The 14,249-nt window shown below is 70.8% G+C and carries 18 protein-coding genes and 1 pseudogene; 8 read left to right on the top strand and 11 right to left on the bottom strand.

The genetic code is table 11. The features are described 5' to 3' along the window. Positions 1 to 55 precede the first annotated feature (55 nt). The 5 genes from ABZ948_RS30625 to ABZ948_RS30645 form a co-directional block, all read right to left on the bottom strand. Positions 56 to 451, bottom strand: a complete 396-nt coding sequence (locus ABZ948_RS30625) for a nuclear transport factor 2 family protein (protein WP_359764949.1) — start codon at positions 449 to 451, stop codon at positions 56 to 58. Between the two features lie 37 nt (positions 452 to 488). Then, a complete protein-coding gene (locus tag ABZ948_RS30630; RefSeq protein WP_359764951.1) occupies positions 489 to 1,271 on the bottom strand; it encodes an MBL fold metallo-hydrolase in 783 nt (260 codons plus the stop codon). A gap of 49 nt (positions 1,272 to 1,320) precedes the next feature. Beyond that, positions 1,321 to 1,701, bottom strand: coding sequence for a VOC family protein (locus ABZ948_RS30635; protein WP_359764953.1), 381 nt, complete (start codon positions 1,699 to 1,701; stop codon positions 1,321 to 1,323). Between the two features lie 432 nt (positions 1,702 to 2,133). Next, positions 2,134 to 2,469: a hypothetical protein gene (locus ABZ948_RS30640; protein ID WP_359764955.1), complete on the bottom strand. Its 336-nt coding sequence runs from the start codon at positions 2,467 to 2,469 to the stop codon at positions 2,134 to 2,136. A gap of 113 nt (positions 2,470 to 2,582) precedes the next feature. Then, positions 2,583 to 2,918, bottom strand: a complete 336-nt coding sequence (locus ABZ948_RS30645) for a winged helix-turn-helix transcriptional regulator (RefSeq protein WP_359764957.1) — start codon at positions 2,916 to 2,918, stop codon at positions 2,583 to 2,585. Positions 2,919 to 2,982: 64 nt separating this feature from the next. On the opposite strand from ABZ948_RS30645, the gene ABZ948_RS30650 reads away from it, so the two are divergent. Further along, on the top strand, positions 2,983 to 3,828 hold the full coding sequence (locus ABZ948_RS30650) for an NmrA family NAD(P)-binding protein (RefSeq protein ID WP_359764959.1): 846 nt from the start codon (positions 2,983 to 2,985) through the stop codon (positions 3,826 to 3,828). A gap of 169 nt (positions 3,829 to 3,997) precedes the next feature. Here the strand turns inward: ABZ948_RS30650 and ABZ948_RS30655 are convergent, their stop codons facing one another. The 5 genes from ABZ948_RS30655 to ABZ948_RS30675 all read right to left on the bottom strand — a co-directional run bounded on the left by ABZ948_RS30655 (position 3,998) and on the right by ABZ948_RS30675 (position 8,797). Beyond that, positions 3,998 to 4,963 (bottom strand): electron transfer flavoprotein subunit alpha/FixB family protein, encoded by a 966-nt coding sequence (locus ABZ948_RS30655; protein ID WP_359764961.1) that lies wholly within the window; start codon positions 4,961 to 4,963, stop codon positions 3,998 to 4,000. Positions 4,964 to 5,019: 56 nt separating this feature from the next. Next, on the bottom strand, positions 5,020 to 5,802 hold the full coding sequence (locus tag ABZ948_RS30660; protein WP_359764963.1) for an electron transfer flavoprotein subunit beta/FixA family protein: 783 nt from the start codon (positions 5,800 to 5,802) through the stop codon (positions 5,020 to 5,022). Between the two features lie 25 nt (positions 5,803 to 5,827). Continuing rightward, positions 5,828 to 7,003 (bottom strand): acyl-CoA dehydrogenase family protein, encoded by a 1,176-nt coding sequence (locus ABZ948_RS30665; RefSeq protein ID WP_359764965.1) that lies wholly within the window; start codon positions 7,001 to 7,003, stop codon positions 5,828 to 5,830. A 106-nt stretch (positions 7,004 to 7,109) separates the two neighbouring features. Next, positions 7,110 to 8,390, bottom strand: a complete 1,281-nt coding sequence (locus ABZ948_RS30670; protein ID WP_435857654.1) for a CaiB/BaiF CoA transferase family protein — start codon at positions 8,388 to 8,390, stop codon at positions 7,110 to 7,112. A gap of 56 nt (positions 8,391 to 8,446) precedes the next feature. After that, complete coding sequence (locus tag ABZ948_RS30675; protein WP_359764967.1) at positions 8,447 to 8,797, bottom strand: Zn-ribbon domain-containing OB-fold protein; 351 nt, start codon at positions 8,795 to 8,797, stop codon at positions 8,447 to 8,449. Positions 8,798 to 9,117: 320 nt separating this feature from the next. Here ABZ948_RS30675 and ABZ948_RS30680 point away from each other — a divergent pair, with 320 nt between their 5' ends. Further along, positions 9,118 to 9,801 carry a hypothetical protein gene (locus ABZ948_RS30680; RefSeq protein ID WP_359764969.1) on the top strand — a complete coding sequence of 228 codons (684 nt, stop codon included), beginning with the start codon at positions 9,118 to 9,120 and terminating at the stop codon, positions 9,799 to 9,801. Here ABZ948_RS30680 and ABZ948_RS30685 read toward each other — a convergent pair. After that, positions 9,758 to 10,342 carry a helix-turn-helix domain-containing protein gene (locus ABZ948_RS30685; RefSeq protein WP_359764971.1) on the bottom strand — a complete coding sequence of 195 codons (585 nt, stop codon included), beginning with the start codon at positions 10,340 to 10,342 and terminating at the stop codon, positions 9,758 to 9,760. The genes ABZ948_RS30680 and ABZ948_RS30685 overlap by 44 nt on opposite strands. A gap of 163 nt (positions 10,343 to 10,505) precedes the next feature. Here ABZ948_RS30685 and ABZ948_RS30690 point away from each other — a divergent pair. From ABZ948_RS30690 to ABZ948_RS30715, 6 genes and pseudogenes are all read left to right on the top strand, one after another. Further along, positions 10,506 to 10,710: pseudogene (locus ABZ948_RS30690) on the top strand (EamA family transporter); the annotation flags it as partial. 29 nt (positions 10,711 to 10,739) lie between these two features. Then, a complete protein-coding gene (locus ABZ948_RS30695) occupies positions 10,740 to 11,132 on the top strand; it encodes a hypothetical protein (protein WP_359764973.1) in 393 nt (130 codons plus the stop codon). Between the two features lie 31 nt (positions 11,133 to 11,163). Then, entirely contained in the window at positions 11,164 to 11,871 is a 708-nt protein-coding gene (locus ABZ948_RS30700) for a B3/B4 domain-containing protein (RefSeq protein ID WP_359764975.1), read from the top strand. 295 nt (positions 11,872 to 12,166) lie between these two features. Beyond that, positions 12,167 to 12,679: a hypothetical protein gene (locus tag ABZ948_RS30705; protein WP_359764977.1), complete on the top strand. Its 513-nt coding sequence runs from the start codon at positions 12,167 to 12,169 to the stop codon at positions 12,677 to 12,679. Positions 12,680 to 12,700: 21 nt separating this feature from the next. After that, positions 12,701 to 13,687 (top strand): hypothetical protein, encoded by a 987-nt coding sequence (locus ABZ948_RS30710; RefSeq protein ID WP_359764979.1) that lies wholly within the window; start codon positions 12,701 to 12,703, stop codon positions 13,685 to 13,687. Between the two features lie 39 nt (positions 13,688 to 13,726). Then, positions 13,727 to 14,191, top strand: coding sequence for a hypothetical protein (locus tag ABZ948_RS30715; RefSeq protein WP_359764980.1), 465 nt, complete (start codon positions 13,727 to 13,729; stop codon positions 14,189 to 14,191). Positions 14,192 to 14,249: the final 58 nt, after the last annotated feature.

Raw genomic sequence — 14,249 nt, forward strand, 5'->3', positions numbered from 1 at the left:
GGCCGTGCGCGGCCGGCTGGGCTTCGACCCGGACACCTACACGACGAAGTGGCGGTCAGCGGCCCCAGAAGGCGTCCTCGGCGTTCTGGTCGCCGGAGAAGAGCCACATCTCGGTGATCTTGCCGTTCTGGAGGCGCAAGAGATCCACGCCGTCCATGGCCATGGACATGTCGCCGCGGCGGCCCGTGAAGTGGATGGTGGCGGCTACCAGGTCGCCGTTGCCCATCAGGGAGTGGATCTTGTCGATGGCGAAGGTGCCCTGGCTGGCCTCCATCATGCCGCCGAGCATCTGGAAGACGGCGCCCTGGCCCTTGTGCTCGCCGGAGAACTGGTTGGCGCCGGGCTGGTGCCAGACGATCGCCTCGTCGAGGAGCTCGCCGAGGGTGGCCATGTCGCCGGTCTGCACGGCCTGGAAGTAGGTGCGGGCGATGTCGATGTTCGTGCTGGTCATGGTGTGTGTTCTCCAGAATGTTGGGTGGGTACGGCTGTTAGCGGGCGAAGTCCAGGCATCCGGCCAGGCCGGCGTCGGCGAACGCGGTTTCGATCTCTTTTCGGCCTTCGGTGAAGTGGGCCCAGCTGTCGAAGTGGGCGGGGACGACCCGGCGGGCGCCGAGCGTCTTCGCGGCCTCGGCGCCCTGGGCGCTGTCGAGGGTGAGCAGGGCGCCGTCGAAGGCGAAGGGCATGCGGGCGCCGCCGAGGAAGAGGATCGCAGTGTCTACCGGGGCGAACCGTTCGGCGATCTCCTTGACGTGCTCCAAGGCGGCGTTGTCGCCGCTGACGTAGACCGGAGGCAGGTCGTCGCTGGTGAGCATGAAACCGATGACGTCACCGGTGATCGGTTCACAGCCGACGGGGCCGTGCCGGGCGGGCACGCCGGTGACGGTCACGGTGCCGGCATCGGGCCGCCTGAGCTCGGCGGTCTGCCAGACGTCCAGCCCGCGGGCGTCGCCGCCCAGGCGACCGGCGCCGCTGACCGTGGTGAACACGACGGGAACCTCGGACAGATAAGCGCGGCCGGCGTGGTCGAGGTTGTCGTCGTGCTCGTCGTGGGAGAGCAGGACGGCATCGACGCGACCCAGGTCGGCGGCGGAGACGGCGGCAGGGGCCGTCTTGACGAGCCTGTGGTCGCCCGGGAGCGGCATGGGGTACTCGCCGGGCGGGTCGAAGGTGGGGTCGGTGACGAACCTGAGCCCGCCGTACTCGATCACGGTGGTCGGTCCGCCGTGGACACGGACGGGGATCTGTTCGCTGGTGGCGCTGGCGCCGGGCATCGGAAACCTCCAGGCGGAGTACTGGCGGGACGCGGCCCCGCGGAACCGGTCAGGGGGTGGGTGCGGAGAACACGCCGAAGTGGTTGCCCGCCGTGTCCCGCAGCCGGGCGAAGGTGAAGCCCGCGGAGTCGGAGACCGGCGCCATGAGCACCTCAGCGCCCAGTCGTTCGGCGTGGGCGACGGTCGCGGCGACGTCCTGGACGACGACGTAGAAGACCGCGTAGTCGGGGAAGCCGCCTTCCGAGTCCCACACTCCGCCGGCCGGCCGCTGGGCGCCCGGTGTCATCACCGAGTGGTAGGTGACGCCAGGGGTGTTGGTGTTGAGGACGTACTTCCAGTCGAAGAGTTCGCCGTAGAACTCCTTGACCTTCTCGGGCTGGTCGGTGCCGAACTCGAACCAGGCGACCGAGTTGAAGGCGGGAACGGTCATGACACTCACTCCTCACCCCATACCGGGGGGCGCGCAGAAACTCTCTGAGATGGATTGGACTCGATGGGTGACGGCGGCTCTGCGGCTGCGACTCGGCGAGCCGACCCGTGGGAAGCGTGGCCGCGAGCCTCGATCAGCTGTCGCCCAGCCAACCATTTATGTTCCATGGAATCAACTTCCTGGGATTATTGTTCCATGGGTGTAGGCCCGGCGGCGTCCCGCCGGCCGTCCCATGGACAGCTCAGGAGCCCGGCCGCAGCACCCAAGAGGCGGACGGTGAACAGCAGGAAGGAAGTCGGCCATGGAACCGGTCGAGATCGGCGACTACCTGTACGTGAAGAAGAACGCGGTCGAGCTCGCCCGCACAGAGCTGGCGAAGATGCCGCAGGACAAGCGGCAAGGCACGATGCTGCTCAGCTCGGTCACCGACCCCTACCAGGGCCACGAGACGAAGTACCGGCTCACCCGCGGCATCCTGCGCGAACTGCAAGCGGTCGGGTACCCGTCCGCTGGCTGGAGGTCCGCGCCCCGCTCGCCTCCCGCCGACTGCGCACCCTGGCCGAACTCAACGAGGCCGGCATCGCCACCTACGCCTTCGTCGGCCCGCTCCTGCCCCACTTCGCCACCCAGCCCGAACTCCTCGACGACCTCTTCGGACAGCTCGTCGAGGCCGGGGTGGGCGAGGTGTTCATGGAGCACATCAACCTCAAGCGGTACATCCGCGAGCGCATGGACCAGGTCCTTGCCGACGAGCCCGAAGAGGTCCACGAGGCGTACCTCCGGGCGCGGACCAAGGAGCACCGGACAATGACGCCCTGCGGGCAAGGCTCGCATCCTCAGCGTGACCATGACCGTCACCAGGTCGCTGGGCCAGGCGTACGTCAGGCGGTGACGCCGGGCTCGGGATCCGGCACCGCCATGGCCCAGGTCCCCATGGCCTCCAGGACCTCGCGCAAGCCCTCGCCGAGAGGAGTCAGCGCGTACTCGACGCGCGGCGGGATCTCCGCGTACGTCGTGCGGGTGACGATGCCGTGCCGCTCGAACTGACGCAGCCGACTGGTCAGAGTGTGCGGACTGATGCCGGGCAGGGCCTCGCGCAGCTGGTTGAACCGGTGAGGGCCGTGGAGCAGCTCGCGCACGATCAAAGTGGCCCACGGTCCGTTGAGCAGCGTGAGGAACCGGGCGACACCGCACTCAGGCAGACAGGGATCAGTCACAATTTCGACCGTACCCCATTAGTGCAGTTGATGTAACTGGTGCATCGCATGCACTAATGACGCCATGACCTACGTGATTCATGGCGCCACCGGCGCCCAGGGCGCCCCCGTAGTCGCCGCTCTCGCCGCCGCGGGCAAGACCGTGACCGCCCTGACCCGCAACCCCGACGCCGTCGTTCACGGAGCGCAGCGTGTCCTGGCCGCCGGATACTCCTCCGCCGCCGACCTGACCGACGCATACCGAGGCGCCGAGGGAGTCTTCATCCACTTGCCGGTGGCCTCGGAGGAGGACCGCCAGACCTACGCGCACAACATCCTCACCGCCGTTCGCGAGGCCCGGCCGGACCGCGTCGTGTTCTCCACCAGCGGCTTCCCCATCGATCCCGCCATCGGCGGCGCCGCCGCGACCCTGGCCGCCGGCCTGTCCGACGGCGGCGTGTCCCACGCGGTCATCGCGCCCGAGCTCTACCTCGAGAACCTGCTTATGCCGCACGTCATCGGCTCCGTCCGCGAACGCGGCGTACTGCCCTACCCGATCCGGGCCGACTTCCCCGTCTCCTGGGCCTCCCACCTGGACATCGCCGACGCCGTCGTCGCCCTGCTCGACCGCACGGACGTCACCGGCGTGGTCTCTGTCGGCCAGTACCCGGCCATCACCGGACCGGATCTGGCCGAGGCGTTCGGCGCCCGACTCGGACGGGAGGTGGTCTTCGACCCCATCACCGCCGAGGAGTTCCGCACCTCGATGACTCCCCTGATCGGGACGAGTGCCGCCGCTGACATCGCAGGCGCCTACCAGGCGATGAGCGCCATGCCCGGCCGCTCGATCGCGCCGGAGACCTCCGCCCAGAAGCTGCTGGGAGTCACTCCCCGCACCACAAGCCAGTGGCTGGCCGACATCGGCCTCTGACCACGACCGCCTTCAGCTCCCGCCGAGTTCGCCAAGGCTTGGCAGGCCGCCGTGTTCGACGGGCGGCCTGCCAGCCCTTCAACTACTGTCCACCGCCCGGGCCAGGACCGCCTCGACTCCAACACGCTGAACTTGACAGGGAACGCCTTGAAGGCGTGGCTGAAGTGCTTCAACTGCCCGCGCGGCGGGCGGTCACCTCCCGGGTCAGCCCGGGTGCGACGGTGAACAGGTCGCCCACCACGCCGAAGTCGGCCAGGCCGAGGATCGGCGCCTCCGGGTCCTTGTTGACCGCGACGATCGTCTTGGAGGTCTGCATCCCGGCCAGGTGCTGGATCGCCCCGGAGATGCCCAGGGCGATGTACAGCTGCGGGGAGACGGACTTGCCCGTCTGACCCACCTGGTACTGGTGCGGGTAGTAGCCGGCGTCGACCGCGGCGCGTGAGGCACCGACCGCGCCCCCCAAGGCGTCCGCCAGTTCCTCCACCACCTTGAAGCCGTCCGCTCCCCCGACACCGCGCCCGCCGGAGACGACGACGGCCGCCTCGGTGAGGCCGGGACGGTCGCCGCCGAGCGCCGTGCGACGGTCGGTGACGCGGGCGGAACGCGCCGGGTCGACCGGAGGCAGGGCGAGTCCCCGCTGCCGCGCCTCCACGGGGCACTCCTTCGGCTCGAAGGAGCCCGGCCGCAGGGCGATCACCGGCGGGCCGTGGGTCACCAGTGAGCGCACGGTGTACGACCCGCCGAAGACGACCTGGGTGGCCACGCCGGACGGGTCCACGTCCACCACGTCGATCAGCAGTCCGGCGTCCAGCCGTGCGGCGAGACGCCCGGCCACCTCCGTGCCGTCCGTCGTCGCCGAGACCAGCACGGCGGCGGGGGAAACCTCCCGGGCCGCGCGTTCCAGGGCGTCGACGGCCGGCGTGGCGAGGAACTCGTCCGCTTCGGCGGATTCGGCCGCGTGGACGCTCGTGGCGCCATGACGGGCGAGGGACTCCCCGAGGCGCCCCGTGGTGCCGGGGGTTCCGACGACGACGGCGGTCGGGTCTCCCAACCGCCGTGCGGCGGCCAGGAGTTCGTAGGTGGTGCGGTGGACACGTTCCCCGTCGTGGTCGACGAGGACGAGGACTTCGGGCATGGGTGCCTGCTTCTCGGTCGGGCTTGCGCAGCGGTACGGACGAGCTTCCGGGGCGTTCAGAGGAGCTTCCGGGCGATCAGGTAGTCGGCGACCCGCCGGCCGGCCGAGCCGTCGTCCGTGACCCGGACTCCTGCGGTCCGAGCCGGACGCGGGACGGCCTCCACCACCCGGGTGCGGGTGACGAGGAAGCCGGCGGCGTCCGCGTCGGGGAACAGGTCGTCGAGGCCGACCGTCTCCACGGGCTTCTTCCTGGCGGCCATGATCCCCTTGAAGGAGGGGTAGCGCGGTTCGTTGATCTTCTCGGTGACGCTGACCAGCGCGGGCAGCGGCGCGTCGAGCGTCGCCTCGCCGTGCTCGGTCTCGCGTTCCGCGCACACCCGGCCCGCCGTCACGCGCAGTTCCCGCACCTGCGTCAGCTGCGGCAGGCCGAGCAGGTCCGCGACGACGGCGGGGACCGCGCTCGCCTGTCCGTCGGTCGTGGCGTTGCCGGCGAGGACCAGGTCGACGTCCCCGACCGTGCGCACGGCGGCCGCGAGCACCTTCGCGGTGGTCACCACGTCGGCGCCCCGGAGCCTGTCGTCGCGGACGTGGATCCCGCGATCGGCCCCCATCGCCAGCACGGTGCGGATGGCGTCGAGCGCGGAGTCGGGCCCCATGGACACGACGGTGACCTCGGCACCGGCCGTCTCCTTGAGCGTGAGGGCCTCCTCCGCGGCGCGCTCGTTGATCTCGTCCAGGACGAGGTCGGCGCCCTCCCGGTCGAGGGTGTGGTCCGTCCCGGACAGGGTGCGTTCGGCGGCCGTGTCGGGGACCTGCTTGACGAGTACGACGATGTTCACGTGCGTCTTCCTTCGGCGGGGCCGGTCAGCGGAACGCCGGGTGGCCGGTGATCGCCTGGCCGACGACCAGGGTGTGCATCTCGTTGGTGCCCTCGTAGGTGAGGACGGATTCCAGGTTGTTGGCGTGACGCAGTGGCGAGTACTCCAGGGAGACGCCGTTGGCGCCGAGCACGCTGCGGCACTCCCGGGCGATGGCGATCGCCTCCCGGACGTTGTTGAGCTTGCCGACGCTGATCTGCTCGGGCCGGATGCGGTGCTGGTCCTTCAGGCGTCCCAGGTGCAGGGCGAGCAGGGCGGCACCGCCCAGGGACACGGTCATGTCGGCGAGCTTCTTCTGGGTGAGCTGGAAGGCGCTGATCGGCTTGTCGAACTGCACGCGGGAGTCGGCGTACTCGATGGCCGCCTGGAGCGCGTCGCGGGCCGCGCCGACCACGCCGAACAGGATGCCGAAGCGGGCCTCGTTCAGGCAGGACAGCGGTCCGCGCAGGCCTTCGGCGAGCGGGAGCCTGGCCGAGTCCGGCAGGCGCACGTCGTCGAAGTACAGCTCCGAGGTGATCGACGCGCGCAGCGACATCTTCTGCTTGATGTCCTGCGTGGTGAAGCCGGGCGTGCCGCGCGGGACGAGGAAGCCGCGGACGCCGTCCTCGGTCTGCGCCCAGACGGTGGCCACGTCGGCGATGCCGCCGTTGGTGATCCACATCTTGGATCCGTTGAGGATCCAGTCGCCGCCGTCCCGGACGGCCCGGGTGCGCATCCCCGCGGGGTTGCTGCCGAAGTCGGGTTCGGTCAGGCCGAAGCAGCCGATCGCCTCGCCGGCGGCCAGCCGGGGCAGCCACTGAAGCTTCTGCTCCTCCGAGCCCCACTTCCAGATGGAGTACATGGACAGCGAGCCCTGTACGGAGACGAAGCTGCGGAAGCCCGAGTCGGCGGCCTCCAGCTCCAGGCAGGCCAGGCCGTAGGAGACGGCGTTGGTGCCGGCGCACCCGTAGCCCTCCAGGTGCATGCCGAGCACGCCCAGCTTGCCCAGTTCCGGGGCGAGTTCGCGGGCGAAGTGGGCGTTCTCGAACCACTCGCCGATGTGCGGGCGGACCCGGTCGGCGAGGAACCTGGCGACGGTGGCCTGGATCTCGCGTTCCTCGTCCGAGAGGACGGAGGCGATGTCGAGCAGGTCGAGAGGGTCCTTCAGCGGCTTGCCGCTCATGGCGAGCTCCTTGGTGGCTGGGGTGTCGAGTGGTGGTGGGTCCGGGGGTGTCGGGTGGTGGTGCGGGGGCGGCACGTGGCGCGCCCGGGCGGGCGGCCGCCGCGGGTCACACCGAGGCGTGGCCGTCGTGACCGTCGAGGCCGTCGAAGCCGCCGTGGCCGTCGCGGCTGTCGAAGCCGTCGAAGCCGTCGAGGATCTCCTCGGTGTGCTGTCCCAGCAGCGGCGGGGGCAGCAGGTAGCGCGCGGGGGTCGCGCTCAGTGCGACGGGATGCGCGACCTGGCGGGCGGGCCTGCCGGCCGCCGCGCCGGTGGCCGGGGCGGGGACGTCGACGATGCCGGGCAGGCCGAGCCGCTCGGCGAAGGCGAACGCCTCGTCGAGGCCGTTGACCGGGCCGGCCGGTACGCCGGCGGCCAGCAGGACGGTCGACCAGTGGTCGGCGCCGCCGGTGCTCAGCAGCCGGATCAGGGTCTCCCGCAGCTCGGTGCGGTGGGCGACCCGGTCCGTGTTGGTGCGGAACCGGTCGTCGTCGGCGAGGCCGGGCTCCCCGAGGGTCTCGGCGAGCGCCGCGAACTGCTTGTCGTTGCCCACCGCGAGGGCGATGGGCCGGTCGGCGGTCGGGAACGTCTCGTAGGGGGCGATGCTCGGGTGCGCGTTGCCGAGCCGTCCGGGGACGACACCGGCGACGGCGTACGCCGAGGCCTGGTTGACCATGGCGGACAGCAGCGAGCCGAGGAGGTTGACCTCGACGAGCTGCCCCTGCCCGGTGGCGTCCCGGTGCCTCAGGGCCGCGAGGATGCCGAGCGAGGCGTGCAGTCCGGTGATCACGTCGACCAGGGCCACTCCGGCCTTCACCGGTTCCCCGTCGGCGGTTCCGGTCACGCTCATCAGGCCGCCGACGGCCTGCACGAGCAGGTCGTAGCCGGGGATCGTGGCGCCCGCGCCGCTGCCGAAGCCGCTGATGGAGCAGTAGACCAGGCGCGGGTGCCGCGCGAGGAGGTCCTGGTGGCCGAGGCCCAGGCGTGCCATCGTGCCGGGGCGGAAGTTCTCCACCAGCACGTCGCAGTCGGCGACCAGGGCGTGTGCCCGCGCACGGCCGGCCCGCGTGGCCAGGTCCAGGACGACCGATTTCTTGTTCCGGTTGACGCCGAGGAAGTAGGTGGAGGTGCCGTCGTGGCCGGTGGGCGGGTGCCAGGCCCGGGTGTCGTCCCCGCTGCCGGGCCGTTCGACCTTGATGACGTCGGCGCCGAGGTCGGCGAGGAGCATGGTGGCGTAGGGCCCCGCGAGGACCCGGGAGAAGTCGGCGATGCGCACTCCCTCCAGGGCGCCCCGCCCGGTTCCGCCGATCGCGTCGGCCCGTCCGTCCGGCGTCTGGTGCTGGGTGCTCACGCACCCTCCTCTCTGATCGTCCCGTCCGGCCGTGGCCCCGCCGGAGCCGGATCCCGTCACGTCCAGCGCTCCAGGAGCGCTCCCGGGTGGGCGAGTTCCACGACGGGTAGCCCCTGGTCGCGGGGGTCGACCGACCGTACGAGGGTCACCCGCGCGCCCACCGCGACGACGACCGGTGATGTCCCGGCGACCTGGCAGAGCAGGTTGAAGCCCTCGTCCATCGCGACGAACCACGTGTTGTGCTGGGCGTGGCCGTTGCGGCGCACGACGACTCCGGTGCCGGCGCTGCGTTCCCGGTGGAAGGCCATGGCGCCGCAGACACGGCAGAACGAGCGGCGGTAGGCCGGGGTGCCGCACCACAGGCAGCGCTGGAAGAAGAGTGCGCGGCGGGTGTCTGTCTGGAGCATCACGGCCTCCTGCTCGCGGTTCGGTGACCGGACGGCTCGGGATCCGATGTCCCCCTCACCCTGGCCCCGCCACGGAAAGCCCGTCAACGAGGAGTTGACGCATCTTTGTGCGCGGAAAACGATCCGTACGCCGAGGTCGGAGCGGGTTTCACGGCACTACCCTCGACGCCGGCGCACCGGGGCTCGTCCTCGGGGCCCGCCGACCCTCGGCCGTCGGAGGGAGCGGGTTCAGCCCTGGGGTCGATCCTCAGGGGCCGACGTGACTGGGATCTTCGTGCGGAAAGGGCCGAGCACCAGTCCGTCGAAACCGGGGACCGCCCGTGCAGCCGCACCCGCACACACCCGTCACCACCCGCCCCGGACGCTTCCGCGCCGCGTGGCGGTCCGCCCACGAGCCCGTCGCCGGAGTGTCGCGGCGGATACGGCTCGTCGCCTACGCCGTTCCGTTGACGGTCCTTCCGTCCGGCGTCTGGCGGCTCCCGGCCGCGTTCGGCGACGGCATCGGGCCCGGCGAACGGGCGTACCTCGTCTTCCTGTCGGTCGTCTCGGAAGTCTTCGCTTTCACCGCGATCGGCCTCATCGCCCGCTGGGGTGAGGTGTTCCCGGCCTGGATCCCGTTCCTGCGGGGCCGCGAGGTGCCGAGGACGGCGGTGCTCCTCCCTGCCGCCTGCGGGGCCACGGTCCTCACCCTCCTGTTCACGTGCCTGTTCACCGTCTCCGAGGTGAGGGGCACCACAGTCCGGGGCGACGACCTGCCGTCCGACGCCCCGGGCCGGGTCTCCGGCTGGGAAGCCGCCTGGTTCTACGTCTGTTACGCGCCACTGCTCCTGTGGGGACCGCTGCCGGCGGTGCTGACCGTCGCGTACGGAAAGCGGCGTTCGACGCGGCGCCGTAAGGTCACGGTCCGGCGGTCGGGCGAGGGACGGCCGGGTGAATGCGGCTCCGGATGCGCCGAGCCGGTCAGGCCGTCCGGGTGGGGCCGGGCGGCAGGTGGACCGTCATGATCAGGTGGCACGTCCCGGTGCCGGAGCCGCGGTAGGTGTGCGGGGTGTCCCCGTCGAACGTGGCGGTCTGGCCGGCTTCCACGGTGTGTTCGGTGCCGTCGACGACCAGGATTATCCGGCCGGAGGTGACACTGACGGTCTCCACCACTCCGGCCTGGTGGGGATGGCTCGGGTATTCCTCGTCCGGCTCCAGGCGCCAGCGCCAGACCTCGACCGGGGCCGGGCCCGACGTCGTCAGCATGAGCCGGGCCTCGCCGCCGTGTTCTCCGGTCCACAGCGGTGCGACGGCGTCGGCGGCGACGACGCGGACGCGACCTTCGGACGGTCCCTGCATCAGGGCGGACACCGAGATGCCGAGGGTGTCGGCCAGCCGGACCAGTGTGGCCAGGTTGGGGTTGCCCTGGGCTTTCTCCAGTGCCACCAGGGCCCCCTTGCTGACCTGGGCGCGACGGCCGAGCTCCTCCAGGGACAGGCCCGCGCGGGTGCGGGCGGCCCGGACGTTGTGCGCGACCGTCCGCAGGGCTGCGCCTGTCTCGGCCATCTGATCTCTCTCCTCACCGATGGGTCATCCCAATGCACCGCGCGGTCGTTCGGTTGACAAGGATTGGTCGTTACGTTGTACGGTGCGGTCGTTCCAATGGTACTAGAGGATGTGCTGTGATCGGGGTGGGCCTGGCACAGGGCGAGCACCTGTCCGTCGCCGGCGCGGGCTGGGCCCGGAGCGGCCCGCGTGCGCGATGTCGGCGACCGCGGGCGTGCTGGACTCACCGTCGTCGCCGTCACGTCGCCCTCTACCCGGCCGGCACGGTCCCGCCGGCCCGTGGTGTCCTCGCCGAACGCGTCCACCGCGGCCGGCTGATCGGCCTGGGCACCGCCACCGTCGCGGTCGGCCTCCTCGCCCTGACCTGAGCAGGCCCGCACGACCAAGGAGAAAAGCAATGCTGGTCCACCCCTGGGACGCCGGTCGGGACGAAGCCGAGTGGCAGGCCTGGATCACCGACGGCCACGACTTCGGACAGCTCAATGGCCTGCCCGGCCACCCGCCCAAGGCCGAGTTGCTCCGCCACCAGCTCGCCCACTTCCAGCCCGACGGCGACCACGGCCCCGTGGCCGTCGACCGGCCGCCCTACGGCCGGATGCTGTCCGGCATCCGCGGGCTGCGCCTGGAAGTCACCGACGTGCGGGCCAAGTTCAAGTACGACGACCACAAGCCCGTCGAACACCGCAGCACGGTCGCCGAGCGCCTCACCGAGCGGGGCCAGGGCTTGGACGTGCCCACCGCACGCCGGCAGTTGCGCCGCCTCGACCGCATCGGTCCCTGGAAGTCCTGACCCACCCCGACACGAAATGGAAACGCCGCCCATGCCCGCCTTCCGCATCGCCCCCGCCGTCGCGGACGCCTTCCCCGACACCCTCATCGCCGTGGTCACCGCCACCGGCCTGCGCGGCCGTGAGTCCTGGCCGCACACCGCCGCGGCCGTGGAGGAACTGGAGCAGCAGCTCGCCGACGGCACCTGGCAGCCCGCCGACGAGAGCGACCCCCGCATCGAGGCCTGGCACACCGCCTACCGCTCCTTCGGCACCAACCCGCGCCGCATCCGCCCCAGCGTCGACGCGCTCGGCCGCCGCCTCGCCAAGAAGGGGACGCTGCCGCGTATCAACCCGGCCGTCGACTCCTACAACACCGTCTCCGTACGCCACGGCCTGCCCGCCGGCGCCTTCGACTTGGACCACGTCACCGGCGACGTCGACATCCGCCACGCCGACGGCACCGAGACCTTCACCCCGCTCGGCGAACCCGGCACCGTCGAACACCCCAAGCCCGGCGAGATCATCTACGCGGACACCAGCGGCGTCCTGACGCGTCACTGGAACCACCGCGACGCCCACCGCACCCGCGTCACCGAGGACTCCACCCACGTCGCCTTCGTCCTCGAAACGCTGCACGCCACCCGCGACGGCGCCCTCCTCAAGAGCGCGGCGGAGGAACTGCGTGGCCTGCTCACCCCACACGCTGACCGGACCACCACGCACTACCTCGACCCGGCACAACCCGACACCGAGCGGTAACCCCGCACAGCCCGGCCCCGATAACCACCATGGCACCGGCGGGACCTGATCCGATTTCAGCAATGGGCCGGTAAGGCCCAGCAAACAGGCTGTCCTCTTCACCCAGAAAATCGCAAAGCACATCGATTTCCGCCGGGACGCGGTAGTAGCTTCCGGACGGCTCGCGATCTTCACACGGAATTCTTGGAATCCCGCTGCCATGGGGGCACACCGCGAGTCCGGCGACCGGGGCTGCCCAGTCGCCTGATCAGGTCCGGCGCAGCCGCGGCACGCCGGCAATCGGGGAGGGGACACAGTGAAGTTCATCAAGCTGCGCGCGAGAACCGCGGCCGGGGCGTTCGCCGTCACGGCTGCGGCCGTACTCGCCACGGCGGCACCCGCCCGGGCGGCCACCTACAACGTCACCGACAACTGTGACGTGCCCTGGATCAACTGCACCGAGGGCGACCTGTGGCTGCTCTACAACTCCACGGCCTACGCCGTCCAGGACGGCCAGTACGTCACGAGCTGGGCGGAGTTCTACGGCAACGTCTCCGACTACTGGGGGACCAGCCAGTACCAGGGTTCGACCCTGACGACCTACCGCTACGTCTTCAACGGCAACGGCAACGGGGCCTGGCAGTACGTCAAGAACAACGCCGCCTCGGTGCAGAACTGCTCCGAAGTCGACAACTACCGCGTCTATTACAACTCCGGATACGAGGGCCACTCCCAGTACTTCGCGCACCGGGAACCGTACGGCGACTGCGTTCTCACCAATCTCGACTCGACGCTGAAGAACGAGAACGCCTCCGAGCACTTCGCCTGACCCTCACCCAAGGAGCCCTCGATGAGCACGCGCCGTACCGCGGCCCGGCTGGCGGCCGCCGCCGCCACCGCCGCCCTGATCACCTCCTGCTCCGCCGGCCACGACACCGCGGAGAAGACCCCCGGGCGTCCCAGGACCGCACCGGTCGCCGACGCCGGTTCGAACATCGACAAGAGCGCCTGGCCCAAGGCCGTCCCCGACACCGGCCTGGCCAAGGGACTCTCCCTGCCCCTCCAGGCCTACATGCAGACCTACGAGGACACCGTCACCCTCGACAACGCCGAGCGCCACCTGGAAACCTCCTGCATGGCCGGCTACGGCTTCCACGTCACGTTCCCCCCGGCGGGCCAGACCCCGCCGCCCAGCGCCGACGACGCCAACATGCCCCGCCGCTACGGCATCACCGACCGTGCCCTCGCGGAGAAGTACGGCTACGGGCTGCCCGAGGAGAGCCAGAAGCAGCAGGGCACCAGGATGCCCGGCCTCACCCAGGACCAGGTCGAGGTCCTCACCGGCCGCACCGGCATCCGAGGGAACCTCGCCGACCCGGCACCGAAGGCGGCGCCCGGCACCTACCGGGGCAAGCAGATCCACAAGGACGGATGCGCGGGCTGGGCCGACGACCGGCTCGGCACCCGCGACCTCGACTTCTCGCTCGTCTCCGAGCTCGACGGCCGAAGCCTCACCCGGTCGCGGGCCACGCCCGCCGTCCAGAACGCCATCACCGCCTGGTCGACGTGCATGAGCACCAAGGGATACACCGTCGCCACGCCGTACGACGCCGACAAGGTCGTCCCTCACGTTGACATGAACCCGTCCCAAGAGGAGATCAACGTCGCCCTCGCGGACATCGACTGCAAGAAGACGACCGACCTCGTCCGGATCTGGTTCGACGCGGAATCGACGATCCAGAGACAGCAGATCGAGGACCACAGAAGCGAACTCGACGCCCTGCGCGCCCGCAACACCGACGCGCTCGCGGCGGCGAAGACGGCGCTGAACGGCTGACCGGTGCCCGCCGCGCGCCGCGTTCTGGCCGGAGCCGCCGTGGCCGCCGCACTCGCCGGTGCGGTCGTCTACGGCGGCCTCCGCTTCGCCGACAGCATGAACCAGGACCTCATGGCCGGCCCGCCCCGGCAGACCCCCACTCCCGACCGGCTCCCGGCCCCCTACGGAACCCTCGAACCGTCCCAGTACGGCTACGGCACCCCCATCGCCCGCGCCGCCCACGGAGACGTGATCGCCTACGCCCCGCGCCACGAGGCACAGCGGATGCTCACGATCCCGCTCACCCTCACCAACCACGCGGCCGAACCAGCCTCCTACCGCGTGATCGTTACCGTCACGGTCACCGCGGGAGACGCGGCCGGAGTCACCGACAGCGCGGTCGTCTCCAGCGACGGGCCGCTTCCCCCCACGACCACGATGAGCGCCGAGGCCGACTTCCAGAGTCTCGGCGCCGTCCCTTCCCGCGGGCTCGACGTCCGTATCACCCAGGTAGAGAAGGAATGAGGAAGCCAGGTGACCACCGGCTGCAGAAGAACCGCGGTGACGGTCCTCTCCGTCATCG

This window comes from Streptomyces olindensis (assembly GCF_040645895.1).
Taxonomy (GTDB): Bacteria; Actinomycetota; Actinomycetes; order Streptomycetales; family Streptomycetaceae; genus Streptomyces; species Streptomyces olindensis.

Bases quoted from the DNA above. Each gene is read 5' to 3' on its own strand.
- ABZ948_RS30625 (WP_359764949.1), bottom strand. From the start codon at position 451: ATGACCAGCACGAACATCGACATCGCCCGCACCTACTTCCAGGCCGTG.
- ABZ948_RS30630 (WP_359764951.1), bottom strand. From the start codon at position 1,271: ATGCCCGGCGCCAGCGCCACCAGCGAACAGATCCCCGTCCGTGTCCAC.
- ABZ948_RS30635 (WP_359764953.1), bottom strand. From the start codon at position 1,701: ATGACCGTTCCCGCCTTCAACTCGGTCGCCTGGTTCGAGTTCGGCACC.
- ABZ948_RS30650 (WP_359764959.1), top strand. From the start codon at position 2,983: ATGACCTACGTGATTCATGGCGCCACCGGCGCCCAGGGCGCCCCCGTA.
- ABZ948_RS30655 (WP_359764961.1), bottom strand. From the start codon at position 4,963: ATGCCCGAAGTCCTCGTCCTCGTCGACCACGACGGGGAACGTGTCCAC.
- ABZ948_RS30665 (WP_359764965.1), bottom strand. From the start codon at position 7,003: ATGAGCGGCAAGCCGCTGAAGGACCCTCTCGACCTGCTCGACATCGCC.
- ABZ948_RS30675 (WP_359764967.1), bottom strand. From the start codon at position 8,797: ATGCTCCAGACAGACACCCGCCGCGCACTCTTCTTCCAGCGCTGCCTG.
- ABZ948_RS30685 (WP_359764971.1), bottom strand. From the start codon at position 10,342: ATGGCCGAGACAGGCGCAGCCCTGCGGACGGTCGCGCACAACGTCCGG.
- ABZ948_RS30695 (WP_359764973.1), top strand. From the start codon at position 10,740: ATGCTGGTCCACCCCTGGGACGCCGGTCGGGACGAAGCCGAGTGGCAG.
- ABZ948_RS30700 (WP_359764975.1), top strand. From the start codon at position 11,164: ATGCCCGCCTTCCGCATCGCCCCCGCCGTCGCGGACGCCTTCCCCGAC.
- ABZ948_RS30710 (WP_359764979.1), top strand. From the start codon at position 12,701: ATGAGCACGCGCCGTACCGCGGCCCGGCTGGCGGCCGCCGCCGCCACC.